Genomic DNA, 17419 nt, shown 5'->3' on the forward strand with positions numbered 1-17419 from the left:
CGCCATACCGATAATGCCGTTGATCCCGGGTGCGGGCCGAGTCCGCCCACCGGACCCGGCCAACACCATCACGCCCTACGAGCGTTCGGTGAGCAACTCCGCGAGGTGGTCGGCGAATTCGGTGAGCCAGTCCAGCCGTGGTCCGCTGCGGGCGATACGAAAACCGTGGCGGCGGCCCCAGAACGCAGCCTGGACGGCATGGAACTGGGCCCACCGCTGGACGTGCTCACGGTCGAGTTCCGCGGCCTCGGCGAAGACGTCCAACACGCGGTTGACAGCCTTGTGCAGGTCATCCGCCTCGAGGAGCGTCAGCGTGCGGGACCCCAGCAGTGTGCCGCCGTCGTAGGCGGGATCTCCCACGTACCCCTTGGGGTCGACGGCCAGCCACGGCTCCCGGTCGGCACGCAGGATGTTCCGGGCATGAAAGTCGCCATGGATGAGGGTGTCCGGCTGGGCCCGACCCAACTCCCGAACGGTCGCCACGGCGGCATCCAGTACCTCGCGCGGCAGCGTGTGCGTCAGCTCCTGGGCGTCCTTGCACAGCTGCTCTTCCCAGGCATCGGCCTGCTCACGCAGGCGGGGCAGGCCGGGCGGTGCGGGGATGGCCAGGCGGCGATGGAGCCGACCGGCGACCGTCACCACCTCGTCGCCGTCGTCGACCTCCGCCAGGGTCGACGGCTGAACCCGCTCCAGCAACATCGCGAACCGCTCGTCGTCGCGCTCATGCAGCAGGACGGCGCCGCGCCCGCCCCACGCAACGAACGCATCCGGCTCATGGACGTTGCCGGGATGCGGAAACGACACCTTCAGCACGGCGCTCTCCTCAGAACGCCGCCGTACTGGAACGACGACGCCGACGCCCCCGTGCACGACCTCGCCATCCGGCACGCACCCCCAGCGCCCCAACAGCTCCTCCACGATCCCGGGCAGCTCGGCGAGCCACGCCGCCCCGGCCTCCCCCTCGCGGTCGACGGTGCTCTGTGCGAACTCCTCTGGCATCGCCGTCATCCGGGCACCCTACGCGCCGGCCCACCGCAGCCACCGAGCCCGAGCCGACCGCTGCCGCCGCCCGGTGGACCGCGTACTACGAAAATCGCGATCTACAGCTGCCCTGGGGCCTGCCGCTGGAGGAGCGGGTCCTGCTGGTTGCCGCGGAGCGGCGCACGAACCTGACCCGCAGGCGAGCGGAACCGCAAAGGGTTCTTCGCGAAGAACCCTTTGCGAAGAACCCTTTGCGGTCTACCGTGGGTCGCGTGGCTGATGCAGTGGAGAGGCCGGATGGCCCGAACGTCGAAGAGGACTCGGTTGTCCTGGACGCCAAGGGGCTGCGTGCCCTGGCGCATCCGGTGCGCGTGCAGTTGGTCGGGCTGCTGCGGAAGTACGGGCCGTCGACGGCCACCCGCCTGGCGGAGCGGCTGGGAGTGAATTCCGGTACGGCCAGCTACCACCTCCGGCAGCTCGGCGCGGCCGGTTTCGTCGAGGAAGACACCGAACGCGGCAACGCGCGAGAGCGCTGGTGGCGTTCGGTGCACCGGACGACCTGGTTCAACGATCCGGAGCTGGCCGAGCGGGAGCCCGAGGCCGCACTGGCCTACCAGCAGTCGATCGCCGCCATCTACACCCTGCGCACGCAGCAGACCCTGAACGGGCTTCAGACGATGCCCCGCGCATGGCGGAACACCTTCGACATGAGCGACTGGGCCTTGCGGCTCACGCCCGAGGAAGCCGCCGCCCTGTACCGGGAGTTGACGGAAGTCATCGCGCGCTACCGGCGAGACGCGCCGGAGACGGCGGCAGGTGCCCCCGAGGGAGCCGAACGGGTCGCCGTGATCACGCAGATCCTGCCCGAACTGGATGCGCCTGCCGCGTCGTCGCCCCCTTCCCTTCATCAGGAAGAGGAAGAAGGCCCCACGTCATGACCGACGACGCCTCGGAGGCCGGCGACATACCCGCCAAGAGGTCCTTACGGCCGCTGGGTGGGGTGCTGGCGGCCATGGCCGTGTCGCTGACCGGCACTCGGATCTCCGTTGTGGCACTGCCCTGGTTCGTCCTCGTCACAACCGGCAGTGCCACCCAGACCGGAATGGTCGCCTTTTGCGAGATGACTCCCTACGTGGTGGTCAAGGCGGTCACCGGACCGCTGGTGGACCGGATCGGCCCGCGGGCCGTTTCCTGGACCACCGATCTGGCCAGCGCGACCGCCGCCGCCGCGGTTCCCCTGCTCCACGCCCTGGATCTGCTCTCCTTTCCCCTTCTGCTGGCTCTGGTCGCGCTGATCGGCGCGGCCCGGGGACCCGGCGACCTGGCCAAAGAGGTGATGGTCCCGGAGGCGGCCGAGCGCGGCCGGGTGCCGCTGGAGCGGGCCACCGGTCTGTCCGGCGTGATCGAGCGGCTCGCCTCCACCGTCGGCCTGGCGATCGGCGGATCCCTGGTGGCGCTGCTCGGTCCCCTGACCGGACTCGCCGTCAACGCGGGCTGCTTCGCCCTCGGATCGGTGATCGTCAAACTCGCGCTGCCTCGCGGCATGGGGCACGCGGCTGAGGAAGCCCCCTCGCCGGCCGGGGAGACGGGACCGGGCTACTGGCGGCGGTTCGGCGAGGGCTTCACCTTCCTGCGCGGCGAGCCGCTGCTGCTCACCGCCATCGTCATGGTCGGCATCACCAACCTGCTGGACGCGGCGTTCGCCTCGGTGCTCGTACCCGTCTGGGCCAGGGAGTCCGGCAACGGGCCGACCGCGATCGGCCTGATGGGCAGCGTGATGGGGGCCGCGGGGGTCGGCGGGAGCCTGATCGCCGCGGTGGTCGCGCACCGGCTGCGGCGGCGGGCAGTTGTTCTCACCGGGTTCCTCCTGGCCGGGGCACCGAGGTTCCTGGTCCTCGCCTCCGATGCCCCGTTGGGGGTGGTACTGGCCGTCTTCGCGGTCAGTGGATTCGGTGCCGGCTTCGTCAACCCGGTGATGGGGGCCGTCCTCATCGAGCGGGTGCCGCGCCGGATGCTGGGCCGGGTCAACGCGCTCGGTGACTCGCTGGCCTGGGCCGGTATCCCTCTCGGCGGGCTGATCGCCGGGGCGGCGGTGACCGCTGTCGGACTCGTACCGGTGCTGCTCGCCTGCGGCACCGCGTACTTCCTCACCACGAATCTGGCGGGACTGCGGCCGGAATGGCGCGAGATGGACCGTACGCGTGGGCGAGGCGTCCTGAAACCCCCTTCCAAGGAAGACCTCTCACAGGGCAGTGCGAACGCGGCGACATGAAACGTCCGTCTGCACCGTGCGCCGGTAGACCGCCCCGCGGGAATTGAACTCGTGCACCTGCTCCCGCGGTGTCGCCTCATACCCGGACACCGCCGGGGCCCGTTCTCGTGCCTGCTGTCCGCTGCCCGCCAGCGACCGTGATGCCCCGCTGCATTCCGACCGAACGGGCACGAGAGGCGGCTCGACCGTCCTCGTCCTGGGCTTCCAATCCGCCACCGCCCGCATGAACGACCGCCTCGAAACCGCCCTGGACCTGCCCGGGCCACGGCGGGCGCGGCAAGGCACCGACGGGCGAACGCGGCGCGGGTGCCGACGCGGCCGTCAGCTCATGGAGCGCTCGGCGTTCCTTCGCATGCCACATCCTCAACCCGAGGTCCTGCCCGACTTCAGGCCGGCACGCGGAAAGCGAGCGCCCCGACGCCTGGTCAGGCAGAGGCGAAAGCCTCCTCGGGGACATCGTCGAGGACGAATCCGTTGTCGAGCCGGACGCGGACCGTGACGCGGAGCATCCGTCGCTGGTAGGCGACCCACTGCTCCTCCAAGGCCCCCACCTGCTCATCCAGTTGCTTTCTGCTCGCCGGCGGCATCTGGTGACCGAAGTCGTCGAGGAGCGACTTGAGGCGCAGATATTCACGGACCTCCTGGCTCTGCTGCCGGTGATGCTCGTCCACACGCTCGACCGTGCCCTCGATGCCTGCCGCCAAGGCCAGAGAGGCGGCGAAGGCACCCGTCTCCTCCGGAGGCTCCCCATCCGGGGTCACCGACCCGGCCAACCGGAGATCCGCCGCCAACCGCACCCGTTGGCCCACGTTCAGCGTCATCGATCCTTCGTCTTCCTCGTCGGTCACCGGCGATCCGGTAAACGTGGCGTCGCCAGGCGTACCGGAGAGAACAGGATCATCCCACCCTCACATCCGGTCCCGACACGATCGAAGCCCTCGCCGACCCCCGCCTGCGCAACAACCGCACGACGGGCGTAGCGGAGGCCGAAGACAGTCTGTTGGACGGTGGCGAGAACGGCTTGGAGAACGTCGAAGGTGAAGTGGAGCGGGTGTCGGCGCGGGCGGCGAGGGTGCTTGTTGTATCCGCGGCCGGGAAGCCGGGCGCGGGCCCGTGCCGCGCAGGGGGCGATGCACCCCGCCCCGGTCGCCCTACCGGCGGGGCGACCGTACCGTGCAGCTGGCCGCGTCGGCTCCGGCCTCGCGCACCCCGGGCGACGCCGGCAGTACAGACCTCGATACCCTCGCCCGCCAGTGCGGGCACTCGCCCCAGCAAACCGCGGAACTACCATCGAGCCGGTTGTCGCCTCCTGGACGCCAGCCTGCTGACCTGGGCGCCTGACGTTCTCAGAGTCGGGGATCAGCAGGTCGCCGATCTCGCAGCCGAGCACGACGCAGATCACGTCCAAGTCCTCCAGTTCGAGGGACACCGGCTGTCCGGACCAGACACCGGGCGCGCCAACAGTTTCGCCCACGACCTCGTGCGGGACGAGGTGCTCGGCCGGCTGCGCCTGGGCGAGCTGACCGTGTCCCGCGCCGGACGGCTCGGCGACCTGCTCTCCGCGGTGATGGGCCACATGTGGCGTGTACAGACCGGGGATCTGCTCGGCCGTCTGGACCTGGTGGACCAGGCCGTCCGAGGCATCGAGGAAATCGCGGACCGGTGCGGGCTGCCGCTGGCGCGCTGGCATCTACTGCGCGTGCGTGCCGCCCAGGCCGTTCTGGAGGGCCGCTTCCTGGTCGCGAGGTCTGTCATCGGCGCCAGTCGAGTGAATTGCCATCATGCTGGAATGGCCCACGACATAGTGTTCTTCCTCGCTCCCGACGACAAGACTGCCGCCGCGACGCGCCGACGGGGACCTGGTCAGGCCTTTGAGTCTGTGACCTGCCGTTTCATCGAGCCGGACAGTGCCATTGCCGAATGGGACATGTACTTCGAGGAGCCCTCTGCCGAGGTCCCTCAACCAATTGAGCAACTCCTCGGGTGGTCGTGGCCTGAGTGGGTCACTGCCCCCTTGAACGATGGCGTTGAGGTGTTCGCGCTGCCGCAGCGGTTGACCCATGCGTTGGCCAACGCCAGCTCCACCGAGCTGGAGGAACTTGCAGTTCGCTGGACCACGAGGCTCCGGTCTGAGGACGGGGACGAGATGACCGACGATGATCTACTGGCGGTCCTGCAGGGAGTTGCCCGGCTCGCGGCGAATGCGGTGAGAACGGGTGGTGGCCTCTACAGCTGGAGTTTCTGACCATCCGATGGCTCTTCGAGCAGTGGAATCACTCTCTGCTCCGGTGACAACTGGGCTGACAGTCGGAGCAGGTGAGAACTGCTGGTCGTTGCCTCGCCGGTGGGAGAGGCTGCCTGAATGATCGACCGTGAATTCGCCGTCAGGCTGGTGGAGGCGCAGCTGGATCGTGAGTCGCCGGGGCAACTGCGAGTGACGCATGTCGAGGAGCACGAACCGGCGTGGATTGTCTCCTACCAGTCCGCGGCGTATGTGCGGACTGGAGACCACACTCAGCTGCTGGCGGGAAATGGCCCGTTCTCGTCGATCGCGTTGACGGCGAACTGCATTCGATCGGTGTACGGCCTCGACCTTCTCCTTCGCCGTCTCGGGTCCCGGGCCGTGGTAGCCGACCCGCTGGTCCGAGATCGCCGCCAGGATCTGACGGGTGCTGTTGACCACCCTGGACATCGGTGCCGTTCGGGCCACCGGCGCCCAGGCACACGCCCCCTTCTGCGACCCAGCCGGCGAGGAGGCCAAAGTCCACAGGGCGGAGAGTGAAGGAGGCGCGCTCTTGTGGCCCAGGCGGGAAATGCGCGGCGATTAAACGCGGTTGGCGGCGCGCGCGGGGCACACGTCGGAGAGGGCGGGCCCAACCCCTTGCCGACGTACGGCGATGGGAGTGACCGGCACAGCCGGAGTTGGTGCTCACCTCTGTGATACCTCGTAAGCCTCGCGGATGGCCGCAGGGATACGCCCATGATCATTTACGAGGTAGCCGTTGGTGCGTGCCCAGAGGCGTATCGACTCGTCTTCCGGACGGGGATCGAGCCTACGGGGTCCAGCAGACTTGCCGGGGCCTCTCCAGTCTCCCGAGGAGACCCCCTCCAGCCGGTCCGCCGTCTCTTGGAAGAAAGCAAACAACGAGGCGTATACGCCCTCCTCGGGACCGTATGCTTCAGCCCACGTTCCAATGGTTCCGTTGAGCGTGTCCAGAAACGTCCCGTAGAGACCGTCGCGCTCCGCGGCGATTGGCACCCACTCACGACGCCAGAGCGGATAGTCGCGGTCTGCGAACGGCTGCATCTCCTCCAAGGCCATCTGGCTGAGGTAGACCCGCTGAATATCCGTCAGGCCAAGGAGGAGATGGCCACCGGGGATGCCTACCTCGCACCCCAGGGCCACCAGACACGACTGGCCATCGGGTTGCCTGCCTGCATCAATGTCGTTCGCCAGCAGCCACTGCCACATCTCCCCCGGCAGCTTCAGACCCATGCGCAGTTCGGCTTCGCTAATCGCCGCATGTCCCCCCTGGCCGCCGAGCGCAGCGAGAGCTTCAGGGTCGTTCCGTCCAAGCCACGCGGTTACCCGGCCCCACGCCTCATGTACGTCTCCTGCTTCGTGCATCGGAGTGTCGCTCATGTGTGATCTTCACCCCGGCAGGACGTGCACATACGTGGAGCACGCCCACCCATATCGCCGGCTCTCAGGGAGCGTTGCCCGGCCTCCCGGACTGTGAAGTTGCCCCCTTGGCAAAGCGATGACCGCTGATGATCCATTGGAGAACCGTATGCGGGACCACTGACAGTGGCTGACGCGGAACGTGTTTCTGCAGACCATCTACGGCGCACAGCTGGCCCCCTGAGCACGCCACCAGGCCGTCATCGACCTCGGACAGTACCGCGGTCGGCGCCGCCACATCGTGCCCACACCCCGCACCGTAAACCCGCAGGCCGCCGGCCCCGCACCGGTCCAACGGATCGGCACGGATCCGAGGCCGCGGCTTCGCGGGTGGCGCTGCGCACCGACCTCTCACGAGGCAGCGGCACCAGGCGTTGCGCGTTCCTGCGCCGGTGCACTGCTGGACCTTCGTTCCGATGCGGGGACGGTGTGTGCGTCGCCGCCCCGGCCCGCCTGCGGACGGGGTCAGATGCCGCAGGTGGGGGCCGACCAGAACTGGCTCGAGCGGTGGTCGACGTGCGTGTGGTCGTCGGCGTCGGGGTAGTCGGGGCCGAGGATGCACAGGTAGTACGGGCGGAGCCGAGATCGGCGGCATCCCCGTAGAGATGACGGCTGCTGCCCACCGCTGGTTCTTGGCCTTCCGATTCATGACCTTGCAGCTCTCGCCGACCTTCGCTCCCCATTGGGCGTACTCCTCCCGCGCCAATCGCGCATACCTGCGCAGCTGCAGGATCCGGGCGGTGATTCCGGAGAAGACGGACCAGGCCGCCAACCGCAAGAAGAGGAAGGGGCGCCGGGGCGGGCGACCCCTCGCCCACGACGCCGGGCTCCACCGCGGCCGCAACACGGAACGCTGCATCAACAAGACCGGGCCGCACCCCGTGGACGGCGAAACGCGAGGTCATCGTCCCCTGGCTGCCCTGCCTCCAGGTGCCCTCCTCAAAGGAGATATCGGCCGCGATGAATGTGCGCAAGGGCTGGGGAGCCTCGCGGTAGTGGGGCAAGGTGGGTGGCCCCAGCCCGCTGTAGGCGGGGTGGTGCGGCTCGGCATCGGCAGACCGTGCGATCTCCTTGGGATCCACCGCCATGACGTAGGGCCAGCCGCGGCGCTCGAGAGCGATCCGGAAGGACACGCTGCGGCCGTAGCCGGCATCGGCCACGATCACTGGCAGTGCCAGGCCCTGTGCGGCCAACTGGTCGAGCAGGCCCAGCGCAAGCCGCGCCTCGGAGACATGCCCGACCTCGTCGGGCACCCCGGCCCGTCGACGCCGCTCATGGTCGGATGCCCATTCCTCGGGCAGGAACAGTTCCCATTCCAAGGGGCACGAGGCGGTGTCGGTAGCCGCGTGCACGCTGACCGCGACCTGGTAGTTCGCCCGCTTGCCCAGCGTCCCGCAGTACTGGCGGGCCACTCCCGCCGACGCGGTCCCGCACTTGGGAAACGACACATCGTCGACGATCCACACCTCAGGGCTGATGGTCCCGCACAACCGCTCGGCTGTCCGCTGGCGAACCGGCTTCCAGTCCCATGGCGACTGGTTCACGAACTGCTGCAGAGCCTGCATGTTCCCGTCCGGCAGCCGCTCGGCCATCGGCTGGATCGACTTGCGTCGGCCGTCCGGCTTGAAGGCCAGTGGGCGGCACGCCCACAGGCGGGCTGGCTGCTGGGGCTGGGGCAGTTCGGGTAGGAAGCGGGAGAAGAACGCCATGCGGGTGGGCAGGGTGAGGTTCCGGGTGTCTGTGGGCGTTCCCATGCCCGCTCGGAAGGAGCCCGTCGAGGCGCCGCGTGCGACCTTGTCCGAGAGCGCGGTGGGCCACGCGGTGGCGCAGGAAGTCGAGCGTGACGAAAAGGATGTTGGTGCCCGGACTCTGGATCTACTCGTAAGACCGCAGGAAAAGCGCCGGGCCTGGCAGACTGTGCGCCACCTGGGGGGAGAGATTGTCGTGCCGGATGAGCTGACCGTCCGCCGGATACTCGGGGACCAGCCGTTCGCCGAGATCGGCCGGCCCGTGTGGGCGGTGACCGACGCGCGTCACGGCTGTGTCGTCGCGGCCGGTGACCTCGGGCACGTCATGTGGCGCGGTACGGGCCACTGGCTCGGCCACCGGATCGGCGTGTACGAGGCCGGCACCCTCCGTCCGCGCCACGTCGTTGCCTCCCGCTACTCCGTATGTGCCATCGAGCCTCACCCCGAGCTGCCGCTCGTCGCCGTCGGCACCGGCCGCTACGACGGCTCGTGGGACTTTCAGGGACAGCTGCTCCTGCTGCACCTGGAGACCGGGCGCGTGACGAACCTGCTGAGCAAGAGCCGCCAAGTGCGCCACCTGCGCTGGCTGGAGGACGGCAGCCTCGCGATGCTGCTCTCCCCCGAGGACAAGGACGGCGGCTTCCGCAAGGGCTTCGAGCTGGCCGTCGCGGTGGACGACTGGCTGTCCGCTCCGGCCGGTCTGGTCGACCCCGACGACACACACCAACCGATGGTCGAGAGCGGACTCCTCCACGACCCGCGTGTGGAGGACACCCTCGCGCGACTGACGGAGGGCCGGTGGCGGCGGCGGGCGGAGGTGCGGGACCTTGCAGTGCTGGCCGACGGCCGGGTGCTCGCCACCGGCTGGCACACGGACCTCGAATGCTGGGATCCGTCGGGCGCGCTGAGGTGGGCTCTCCCTGCGGACGGGGAGGGGAGCGTCCGGGTCGAGGCGGCCCCCGACGACGAGTCGGCGTGGGTGACGTACCGGGGCTACCGGCGCGACGAGGTGACGGGTCGCCCGGTTGACCGCGCGACCACTGTTCGGCGGATATCGTCGGCGGACGGTGGTGCCGTGGACTGCGTGGACGTGCCGTCGGTCCCCGCACTGTGCGCCGCGGACGAAGGCTGGCTCGCCCTGCGCCCGCAAGGGCGCGCCGCACACGCCGCGCTGCTGCTCGCCCCCACGCATCAGGAGGCGGCACGCCTCGGCCTCGCCCCCAGCCGCTCCAACTCCCCGGCGCTGCGCGTCAGACACAGCGCTCGTCTGCTGTATGTGGACGGCCCCGGCCCGGACGACGACGCGCCGTGGATCCACGCGATCGATCCTCCAGGCGCCCACGGCCCCGCCACCCTGCGCGCCCTCTTCCCCTTGCGCTGGGACCCGGCGTCCGCACTCCAGCCCTGGTACGGCCCCGCCGTCGAGCTGACACACAGCCTCGTCCACGCGGGCCGGTCGTACGAACAGGGCGCCACCTACGTGGAAGCCCGCGAGGGCACGTACGTTGTGAGCCGCCGACTGCCGGACGGAGAGGCACGCTGGGTGTACGGCACCGACAAGCCGCTCGCCGATCTCGACGGCGACGAGCGGAGGGTGTACGTCGTCTATCTCACCGGCGAGGTGGAGACCCTGGACACGGCGACGGGCCAGGTGCGAGCCCGGCACACCCTGCGCGCGCACGGCCACCCGGTCACGCCGGTGTCCGCCGCGTACCGGGCGGAGCAACAGCGACTGGTCGTGGGGACGGTGGACGGGCGGATCCTGGACTGCTCGGTCCCGGGTTGACCGGGTCGGTAAAAGCCGCCCGCCACTACGATGTGCCAACTGTCGGCGGAGGTCTCCTCAAGAGGCTTCAACGGACGATCGAAGGGTGAGGGGCCGGCTGGCCGCATCGGACGAGGCACCAGGTCAGTGCCCCTCCGTGCGGACATGATCCGCAATACCCACTGTCAGCGAGTTTTGCCATCATCGGTCTGAGCCGGCCAGATGCAGGGTGAGGGTGGCTTGGACGAGCACGAACCCGCCGGCGCTAGGCGGCGGGCGCCTCCTCGTACACGACGGTCAAGAAGGCGACGTCGAGTAGCACGGGGGCGGTCAGGACCACGGTGAAGGCCACCGGGCCGGGGACGTGGCGCTGGACGTACTACGGAAACTCCACCTCCGGGGCGAAGTCGTCGACCGGGGACTACGTCGCCGTGCAGTAGGCGACGTGCGGGGACCGCCTCCCCTTGCGATATTTGGCAAGCGGGTGGTGCCTGGCTGGCTACGACGGCTCTGTTCATCGCATGTGGCGAGGTGTGTTCGGGATGGATGGCGCATTCGTGGTCGCTACGCCCGGTTCGACAGGCAGTCCCGCAGGCGTGGTCGGTGCGCTTCAGTTGGCGGGATGCGCAACCCGCGGCGCGTCCCCTGACGGCGCGCGGGTCATAGGCGGATGACGATCAAAGCGACGTCGTCGCGGGCGCCGCTGCTGACGCCGAGTTCCGCGAGCAGGGCGTCGGCAAGGCCTTCGGGCTCGTGGTCTCCATGGCGGGTGAGCGCGTCGGTGAGGCGCTGCAGACTGGCGTCGATGTCCTCGCCGCGGCGTTCGATGAGGCCGTCGGTGTAGAGCACGAAGGTGTCGCCCTGGGTGTAGGGCAGCTCGGCATGGGGGTGGGGGACGTGTTCGGGGCGGGCTCCCAGCGGAGGGTCGGTGGCCCGGTCGAGAAGGTCGAAGGTGCCATCTGGGTGGAGCAGGATAGGGGGCGGGTGGCCGGCGCTGCTGTACATGATGCGGCGAGCGCGGGTGTCGACGACGGCTTGGACGACGGTGGCGGCCAGCGCACCCTCCACGTCGCGTGCATACAGGCCCAGGACGTCCAGGGCCCTCGCGGGCCGTTCGACGGCCCGGACGACGGCGGACAACGCGCTGCGGAGCATCCCCATGACGGCGGCGGCCTCCAGGCCGTGGCCGACGACGTCGCCGACCGCGACGGCGAATCTGTCCTCGGGCAGGTCGACCACCTCGTACCAGTCGCCGCACACGTTCAGTGACCCGGCCGCGGGCAGGTAGCGCACCGCGGTGTCCCGGTGCCGGGCCAGATGTGGCGAGTGGAGCATGGCCTCCTGCAAGGTGAGAGCGACCCGGCGTTCCCGGGCGTGGGCTTGGCGCAGTTCCTCGTTCAGTCGCTTGAGCTCAAGCGCCCGCGCGTACAGTTCGACCTCCCTCGCCTGCACGTCACTGAGCGCACCGCCTTCTCGCAGGCGGGGGTGGGAGCGGATGAACGAGGTCACGTCCTCCCCCCGGTGGAGGATCCACTCCACCTGCCCGTCCGGCCCGAGCACCGGGGTGTTGATCGCCGACCACCACCGCTCCTCGAACTCACCGGGCCGGTCGGCCACGGGGATGTCGTACTTCATCGGCGCCATCGTGTCCGGCTCTTTCGAGCGCAGGACCCGGCGCAGGGAGCCGTGCAGATTCCGCACCCCGTCAGCATCGGGGTCCGCCGGATTGTCGGGGAAGGCATCGAAGAGGTACCGCCCGAGCAGATCTTCCCGGGTACGGCCGGTCACGCGGCAGGCCGACTCATTGACGTCGGCGAGCACCAGATCCGGGCCCAGCACCATGCAGGGGCTGGGAGTGACGGCGAACAGCGCCTGGTAGTCGATCGCCGGCCTTGCCACACGGTGCGGCTGTACATCCTCAGGGCTGTTCTCGTCCCTCACTCTTCCGTTCTACCGCTCGTCGGCGCCCGGGGCACCTGGGCACTTCGCCTGTCCTCGGCCCGTAGGCACCGTCCACGTGCCCGCGTGACGACACTTCTCGGGACCGCAACGGCGCTGGCGCGACCACGCCCAACGGTTGTCGGCAAATTTTGCCGATCAGCTCGCGAACTCAAGCGATCACGGCGGGTCGTGTGATCACTCGGCTGGGCTCACCCGCTTCGTGAACATCCGCCGCCTAGCGCGAACAGTCACAAAAATCGCACGAGTGCGCGCAGAGAGGGAGGCCAGGGACATCTGACCGACCGAGGCACCGTCGCGGGCACCGTCCCGCTTCGCCAAGGCCGCCGCGGACGCCGGTATCCCGCCCCGTCTTCGGCGTCGACATGGCCGTCGCCCCGCTCACAGCACCGCACCCCGTAGCCGGTCGTTCGCGGACGCCGAAGCGCGGGGGTGCGCACGTTCTGGAGCCGCCTCTGCGGATCACGCTGCTCGCGCAGATCTGTCTGGGTGGGCGCGGCTGCCCCGCCTGGTGTCCGCCACGCCCGCTGAGGCCGGGGATGGCCCGCCGGTCGTGTCGTGGCCGACCCTGCGCGCGTACGTGCACGAGGACCTGGTGGTGCTGCTCGGGCCGTCCACTGAGCCGATGCGGGCGCTGTCCGCCGGCCGCCGGATCCAGTCGGGGCCGGAGCCGCCGAACAGGGCGGTCACGGTTGCGGGCACGAGCGCGTCTCCTTCTTCGGGCGGGCGGTCAGTCACTGTGAGCGGGTGCGGGCCGCGGTGTACTGATCGTCGGTGATGTGCTCGAGCCAGGTGGTCTCAGGCCGGTCGTCGTCGGGGGCAGTGCCGTCCCACAGGGCCAGGTGCTGCATGAAACGGTCCTCGGTGGCGCCGTGCCAGTGCTCCTCGCCGGGCGGGCAGGCGACCGTCTCGCCGGGGTGGGCCTCATAGACGGTGCCGTCGCGGGTTCCGATCAGGGCGATCCCGGCGACGACGTGGAGGGTCTGGCCGACGGCGTGGCGGTGCCAGGCGGTGCGGGCGCCGGGCGCGAAGCGGACCATGTTGACACGGATGCGGGACGGTTCCTGGCCGGCGTGAATGACGTCGAACCAGACGTCGCCGTTGAACCAGTTCTCAGGACCTTTTCCGGTGGGCTGCGGCTCGACGAACTGCACGGTGGCTCCTTGCTGTGGTTGTTACGGGAGGATGGTGGTCCTTGCCCGTACGCGCGTCGAGAATCGCCGAGCCGTTCTCGGTCGAGCAGTACACGGCTGTGTGGAAGACCGTGGAGATGTCGGGCATGAGCCGGGTCTTGTCGTCCTCGGCCATGGACCACGACTCCGTCCGGTTCTCAGGGTCAAGGGCGACCACCTGCTTGTCCAACCCCTTGTCGGGCCTCGCAGACGACAGCTCCCTCACCTGACCAGCAGGACAGATCGGTCAGGTGCCCGAGCGCCTTTGTCGCGAGGAGTCCGGCGGGCTGCTTGCCGGTGGACGTGGCGAGCAGCGCAGCGACCCCGGTGTCGGTTTCCAAGGCCCTTCTCGGTCCAGGCCGTCTTTCGGGTGGTAGGTGTGTCTGGCGGCGGAGTTCCAAGGTCCTGGTGCTCGACCGGGCGACCTCGGAAGCCTGCAGGCGGCAGTCCTGCCTGGTCAAGCGCGACGATTTTGGCCAGGGCAGCGAAAAAACCTTGGTCTGCGGGGCCGACGGAACCGGGTAACGTCTTTGACATGTTCTTCCAGACGCCGATTCACGAGTGACAGCGTGATGGGCCTCTTCCGACGTACTTCGACATCGCCGCCCTTTCCCCACCGATGAACCCGTAGATCACTTCACATCACTACCGGGAGAACCCGTGACCGTGAGCAAGAACATCAACAACCCCGTGGGCATGGGCGGCGGCCAGCGCAAGAAGCAGTCCCGCACCGAACGGCAGAACCACGGTCCGCACCGCAACCTCGACCGCCAGGGTGCGGCTGACCAGAAGGCGGAGTTGGTGCGCAAGATGCGCGAGAAGGTAGGCGCAGTTGAGGGTGCCGGGCAGGCGGGCGACGACACCGCACAGAGCTGACGCAACCGCCGCCGCAGGGCGGCACCCCACGGTGCAGGGCCCGGACCGCGACGCGCGGTCGGGCCCTGCTGCCGAACCGGGCGCGGCAGGTTGAGCTCAGCTCTTGGCCGACCATCCGCGTCTCAGCCGATCACCCGGGGTAGCCGCAGATTCAGCAGTCCTGTCACCGCCACCATCCCGATCTGGACCAGGGGCGTCACCACCAGCGCGTTCCACGTGGACTTCCGTACCTCGTTCCATGCGAGCACGGCAGGGAGATCGCCGGAGCCGAAGAAGGGATGGGCCTCTACTGGCACGTGGCCACCTCAGCGAGGGGCGGTGCGCGACGCGCTCGGCTTCACCAAGGAGACCTCGCCGATCATGGGCATCGCCGAAGCCACGGTGCGATCCGTGCGCCGTACCGCCAAGCAGCGCTTCGCAGCCGTCGGCGCTGAGGACATGGAAGGCCGGTGCTGCTCGACCCCCTGGGGCCGCTGCGGCACCTTGTTGCGGGCGACGCGGATGCGGTGCTGGCGCTGCTGCAGAGGCGGACCGCCACCGCGCTGATCGCCGCGTGCATCGAGCAATGCACCCCACGGGGTGCATCGAGCAATGCGCCCCGTGCCGGCAGTCCCTGTCCGCGAAGCTCCTCGAGTCGGATCCGATCGTGCTCACGGCGACGGCCAGCGCCGTCTACAGCTTGCACGGCGGCCCCCAGCCGGACGCGCGGAGCTCCGCCGCCAAGCCGACCCAGGCGTTCTTCCTCCTCGTCCAGCTCGCCCGCGCCACGGGCGGCGACTCCCGGATGCTGCTGGCCGGAGTCGAGAGGATGCCCCCGCCGACCGCGCGGCGCTCCTGAACGACGCACTGAGCATGTGGACGTTCTACGGCCAGCAGTACCCCCGGCCCCATACGCAGCCAGGACACCAGATGGGCGGGCCGGCTCGATGAACAGGCCGCGGTCCGACGCGAGGAGGACAGCACCAGCCACCGCACCTCAGCGGCCATCCGCCCAGGCCCGCCGCAACGCCACCGACCGACCGCGGCGTCTACGGGACGCTGGAAATCGGGTCAGGATCGTGCCGGGCACACCCTGTCCGCAGGAGGACAGCCCGCTCGCCGCCCACGCGAGGCCTGGGCCGTCCAGGGGGTACAGCTCGGCCCTGCCGGGAGTTCGTCTCCCGGCAGGACCGTGACGGCGGGTGCCGCTACTGGGCGTACGTCTCGAACTCGGCCACCTTCGGGGTGCCCGTCGAACCGGTGATCTCAAATGTGATCTTGCTGAGCGAGGTCTGCGAGAAGGAGATGACTCCCGAGCCGCTTCCGGAAGCCAGGACGGCGCCGGTGTCGGCGTTGAGGACGCGCCACGACCCGATGGCGCCCGCGGCCCCCGAAGTCTCCCGGATGTTGACCTTGGACACCGCGGTGGCGGAACCCCACTTGATCGAGATGGATCCGGTCGACGAGGCCGGTGACCAGTACGTGCTCAGGTCGCCGTCACGCACGTTGCCGTAGCTCGTGCCGGTGGCCTTGCTGGAACCGTCGGAACCGGCACCGATGCTGAGGTTGGTCCCGCTCGGCTGAGTCGGAGTGGGGGTCGGGGTGGGGGTCGGCGTGGGAGTCGGGGTCGCGGTCGGCGTCTGGGCGGCGCAGTTGCCGTTCGACGCCTGCAGTCCGGTTCCGGCTCCCGCTGTCCGGCTCACGACGTCCGGCACGCACGAGGCGGCGTCGAGGCTGTACGAGTAGGGGATGGTGACCGTGGTGTTGGACTGCGGGTTCGGGCCGGCGGGGTTGTTGTCGGTACCGGGGCTGGACCAGGTCACGTTGTCGAAGACGTTTCCGCTGACCTGCCAGTACCCGGCCGCGTCGGTGTAGAAGGTGCCGAGGACGTCCTTGGAGTCCTCGAAGTAGTTGTTGTCCACCTTGGCGCGCGCGCCGGCACGGGAGTTGATGCCGGACTCGTTGAGGCTCACGTAGTGGTTGTTGTAGATGTGGGCCGTTCCACCACGCAGCAAGGGCGCGCGGGAGTCGATGTTCTCGTAGTAGTTGTGGTGGAAGGTCACGAAGCCGTTCGAGAGGTCGCTCTCACTGGATCCGATGAGACCGCCGCGGCCCGAATTGCGCAGGACGCTGTACGAGAGCGTCACGTACTGCGTGTTGTCCTTCATGTCGAAGAGACCGTCGAACCCCTCGGACTCGCCGCCGGATGCCTCCAGGGTGGTGTGATCGACCCAGACATTGCGGACGTCGGTCTCCATGCCGATGGCGTCCCCGCCGTTCGACGTGGGCGAGCCCGACTTCTTCACGTTCCGGACGGTCACGTTCTGGATGACGATGTTGCTGGATTCACGGATGTGGATGCCCAGTTGGTCGAAGACGGCTCCGTTTCCGACGCCTACGATCGTCACGTTGCTGATCTGCTTCAGCTCGATCACGCCAGCAGCCGTGTTGCAACTGCCGCCGGACACCTTGGCGGTGTTGGCGTGGTTGATGGTTCCCTCGACCTCGATGGTGATGGGCGTGGTGCTGCCGGCCCGGCCGCACAGCGCCGCGTGGATCGCGGTCCCCGTGGTGGCCCGCACCGTCTGCCCGCCCGCGCCGCCGGTGGTCCCACCGTTCTGCGTGGCGTAGCCGGTGGCGCTGCCGGTCGCCGCCGACGCCTCGTCGGGCATCGACAGCACCACACCGACCGCGGTCGCGAGGGCCATCGCGGCCGAGGCCGCGGAGAGTCGCAGTGCGACTGATCGTCTCATTCTCATCTCCTGATTGGTCATGCGTTGTTCGAGTACGGGGAGCTGCTGGTGTGTGCGCGTGCTGCCCACCGAGGTCGTCGGCGTTGGGCCCGTCGCACGAGTGGCGTAGGCAGGGGGGCGCCCGATTCCGGGATCTCCCGCGCCGGCATTCGGCGGCCCGGGCGTGAAGCCTGGGTCGCCCTGCGCGGGGCCTCCGCCACGCCCCGCTCTCGACCCGTCGGCGTACCGCCTG

Annotated in this window: 15 protein-coding genes and 3 pseudogenes; 9 read left to right on the forward strand and 9 right to left on the reverse strand. The window is 69.3% G+C overall.

All coding sequences use genetic code 11. From position 1 onward, the window contains the following. Positions 1-75 precede the first annotated feature (75 nt). Positions 76-1008: an aminoglycoside phosphotransferase family protein gene (locus tag ACFWBT_RS05065; protein WP_385696040.1), complete on the reverse strand. Its 933-nt coding sequence runs from the start codon at positions 1006-1008 to the stop codon at positions 76-78. A 245-nt stretch (positions 1009-1253) separates the two neighbouring features. Between ACFWBT_RS05065 and ACFWBT_RS05070 the strand changes: the two genes are divergently transcribed. Further along, positions 1254-1919 carry an ArsR/SmtB family transcription factor gene (locus tag ACFWBT_RS05070; protein WP_385696183.1) on the forward strand — a complete coding sequence of 222 codons (666 nt, stop codon included), beginning with the start codon at positions 1254-1256 and terminating at the stop codon, positions 1917-1919. After that, on the forward strand, positions 1916-3253 hold the full coding sequence (locus ACFWBT_RS05075; RefSeq protein ID WP_385696043.1) for an MFS transporter: 1338 nt from the start codon (positions 1916-1918) through the stop codon (positions 3251-3253). Before ACFWBT_RS05070 ends, ACFWBT_RS05075 begins: the two co-directional genes overlap by 4 nt. Before the next feature lie 425 nt (positions 3254-3678). Here ACFWBT_RS05075 and ACFWBT_RS05080 read toward each other — a convergent pair whose 3' ends face one another. Further along, a complete protein-coding gene (locus ACFWBT_RS05080) occupies positions 3679-4101 on the reverse strand; it encodes a hypothetical protein (RefSeq protein WP_385696045.1) in 423 nt (140 codons plus the stop codon). Then, positions 4098-4829, reverse strand: coding sequence for a helix-turn-helix domain-containing protein (locus ACFWBT_RS05085; protein ID WP_385696185.1), 732 nt, complete (start codon positions 4827-4829; stop codon positions 4098-4100). Before ACFWBT_RS05085 ends, ACFWBT_RS05080 begins: the two co-directional genes overlap by 4 nt. Between ACFWBT_RS05085 and ACFWBT_RS05090 the strand changes: the two genes are divergently transcribed. Next, positions 4734-5498, forward strand: coding sequence for a hypothetical protein (locus ACFWBT_RS05090; RefSeq protein WP_385696189.1), 765 nt, complete (start codon positions 4734-4736; stop codon positions 5496-5498). The genes ACFWBT_RS05085 and ACFWBT_RS05090 overlap by 96 nt on opposite strands. A 117-nt stretch (positions 5499-5615) precedes the next feature. Further along, on the forward strand, positions 5616-6035 hold the full coding sequence (locus ACFWBT_RS05095; RefSeq protein ID WP_385696047.1) for a YrhB domain-containing protein: 420 nt from the start codon (positions 5616-5618) through the stop codon (positions 6033-6035). Between the two features lie 147 nt (positions 6036-6182). Here the strand turns inward: ACFWBT_RS05095 and ACFWBT_RS05100 are convergent, their stop codons facing one another. Continuing rightward, entirely contained in the window at positions 6183-6896 is a 714-nt protein-coding gene (locus ACFWBT_RS05100) for a histone-like nucleoid-structuring protein Lsr2 (protein WP_385696050.1), read from the reverse strand. A gap of 725 nt (positions 6897-7621) precedes the next feature. Here ACFWBT_RS05100 and ACFWBT_RS05105 point away from each other — a divergent pair. Next, positions 7622-7801: pseudogene (locus tag ACFWBT_RS05105) on the forward strand (IS5/IS1182 family transposase); the annotation flags it as partial. A gap of 66 nt (positions 7802-7867) precedes the next feature. Here the strand turns inward: ACFWBT_RS05105 and ACFWBT_RS05110 are convergent. Next, a pseudogene (locus ACFWBT_RS05110) lies at positions 7868-8689 on the reverse strand (IS701 family transposase); the annotation flags it as partial. 190 nt (positions 8690-8879) lie between these two features. Between ACFWBT_RS05110 and ACFWBT_RS05115 the strand changes: the two are divergent. Continuing rightward, positions 8880-10469, forward strand: a complete 1590-nt coding sequence (locus ACFWBT_RS05115) for a hypothetical protein (RefSeq protein ID WP_385696052.1) — start codon at positions 8880-8882, stop codon at positions 10467-10469. A gap of 639 nt (positions 10470-11108) precedes the next feature. Here ACFWBT_RS05115 and ACFWBT_RS05120 read toward each other — a convergent pair. Continuing rightward, positions 11109-12347, reverse strand: a complete 1239-nt coding sequence (locus ACFWBT_RS05120) for a PP2C family protein-serine/threonine phosphatase (RefSeq protein ID WP_385696055.1) — start codon at positions 12345-12347, stop codon at positions 11109-11111. A gap of 336 nt (positions 12348-12683) precedes the next feature. On the opposite strand from ACFWBT_RS05120, the pseudogene ACFWBT_RS05125 reads away from it, so the two are divergent. After that, positions 12684-13056: pseudogene (locus ACFWBT_RS05125) on the forward strand (PHP domain-containing protein); the annotation flags it as partial. Between the two features lie 85 nt (positions 13057-13141). Here ACFWBT_RS05125 and ACFWBT_RS05130 read toward each other — a convergent pair. Further along, on the reverse strand, positions 13142-13561 hold the full coding sequence (locus ACFWBT_RS05130; RefSeq protein ID WP_385696058.1) for a cupin domain-containing protein: 420 nt from the start codon (positions 13559-13561) through the stop codon (positions 13142-13144). A gap of 678 nt (positions 13562-14239) precedes the next feature. Between ACFWBT_RS05130 and ACFWBT_RS05135 the strand changes: the two genes are divergently transcribed. Beyond that, a complete protein-coding gene (locus ACFWBT_RS05135; RefSeq protein ID WP_385696060.1) occupies positions 14240-14455 on the forward strand; it encodes a DUF6243 family protein in 216 nt (71 codons plus the stop codon). Positions 14456-14577: 122 nt separating this feature from the next. Here ACFWBT_RS05135 and ACFWBT_RS05140 read toward each other — a convergent pair whose 3' ends face one another. Further along, a complete protein-coding gene (locus tag ACFWBT_RS05140; protein WP_385696062.1) occupies positions 14578-14751 on the reverse strand; it encodes a hypothetical protein in 174 nt (57 codons plus the stop codon). 350 nt (positions 14752-15101) lie between these two features. Between ACFWBT_RS05140 and ACFWBT_RS05145 the strand changes: the two genes are divergently transcribed. Further along, entirely contained in the window at positions 15102-15293 is a 192-nt protein-coding gene (locus ACFWBT_RS05145; protein ID WP_385696065.1) for a hypothetical protein, read from the forward strand. A 349-nt stretch (positions 15294-15642) separates the two neighbouring features. Here the strand turns inward: ACFWBT_RS05145 and ACFWBT_RS05150 are convergent, their stop codons facing one another. Then, complete coding sequence (locus ACFWBT_RS05150) at positions 15643-17187, reverse strand: polysaccharide lyase family 1 protein (protein ID WP_385696067.1); 1545 nt, start codon at positions 17185-17187, stop codon at positions 15643-15645. Between the last annotated feature and the right edge of the window lie 232 nt (positions 17188-17419).

It is taken from the genome of Streptomyces sp. NPDC060027, assembly GCF_042737005.1.
Taxonomy (GTDB): Bacteria; Actinomycetota; Actinomycetes; order Streptomycetales; family Streptomycetaceae; genus Streptomyces.

Excerpts from the sequence above, each read along its gene's own strand:
- ACFWBT_RS05065 (WP_385696040.1), bottom strand. The coding sequence starts at position 1,008 with ATGACGGCGATGCCAGAGGAGTTCGCACAGAGCACCGTCGACCGCGAG.
- ACFWBT_RS05075 (WP_385696043.1), top strand. The coding sequence starts at position 1,916 with ATGACCGACGACGCCTCGGAGGCCGGCGACATACCCGCCAAGAGGTCC.
- ACFWBT_RS05095 (WP_385696047.1), top strand. The coding sequence starts at position 5,616 with ATGATCGACCGTGAATTCGCCGTCAGGCTGGTGGAGGCGCAGCTGGAT.
- ACFWBT_RS05100 (WP_385696050.1), bottom strand. The coding sequence starts at position 6,896 with ATGAGCGACACTCCGATGCACGAAGCAGGAGACGTACATGAGGCGTGG.
- ACFWBT_RS05150 (WP_385696067.1), bottom strand. The coding sequence starts at position 17,187 with ATGAGACGATCAGTCGCACTGCGACTCTCCGCGGCCTCGGCCGCGATG.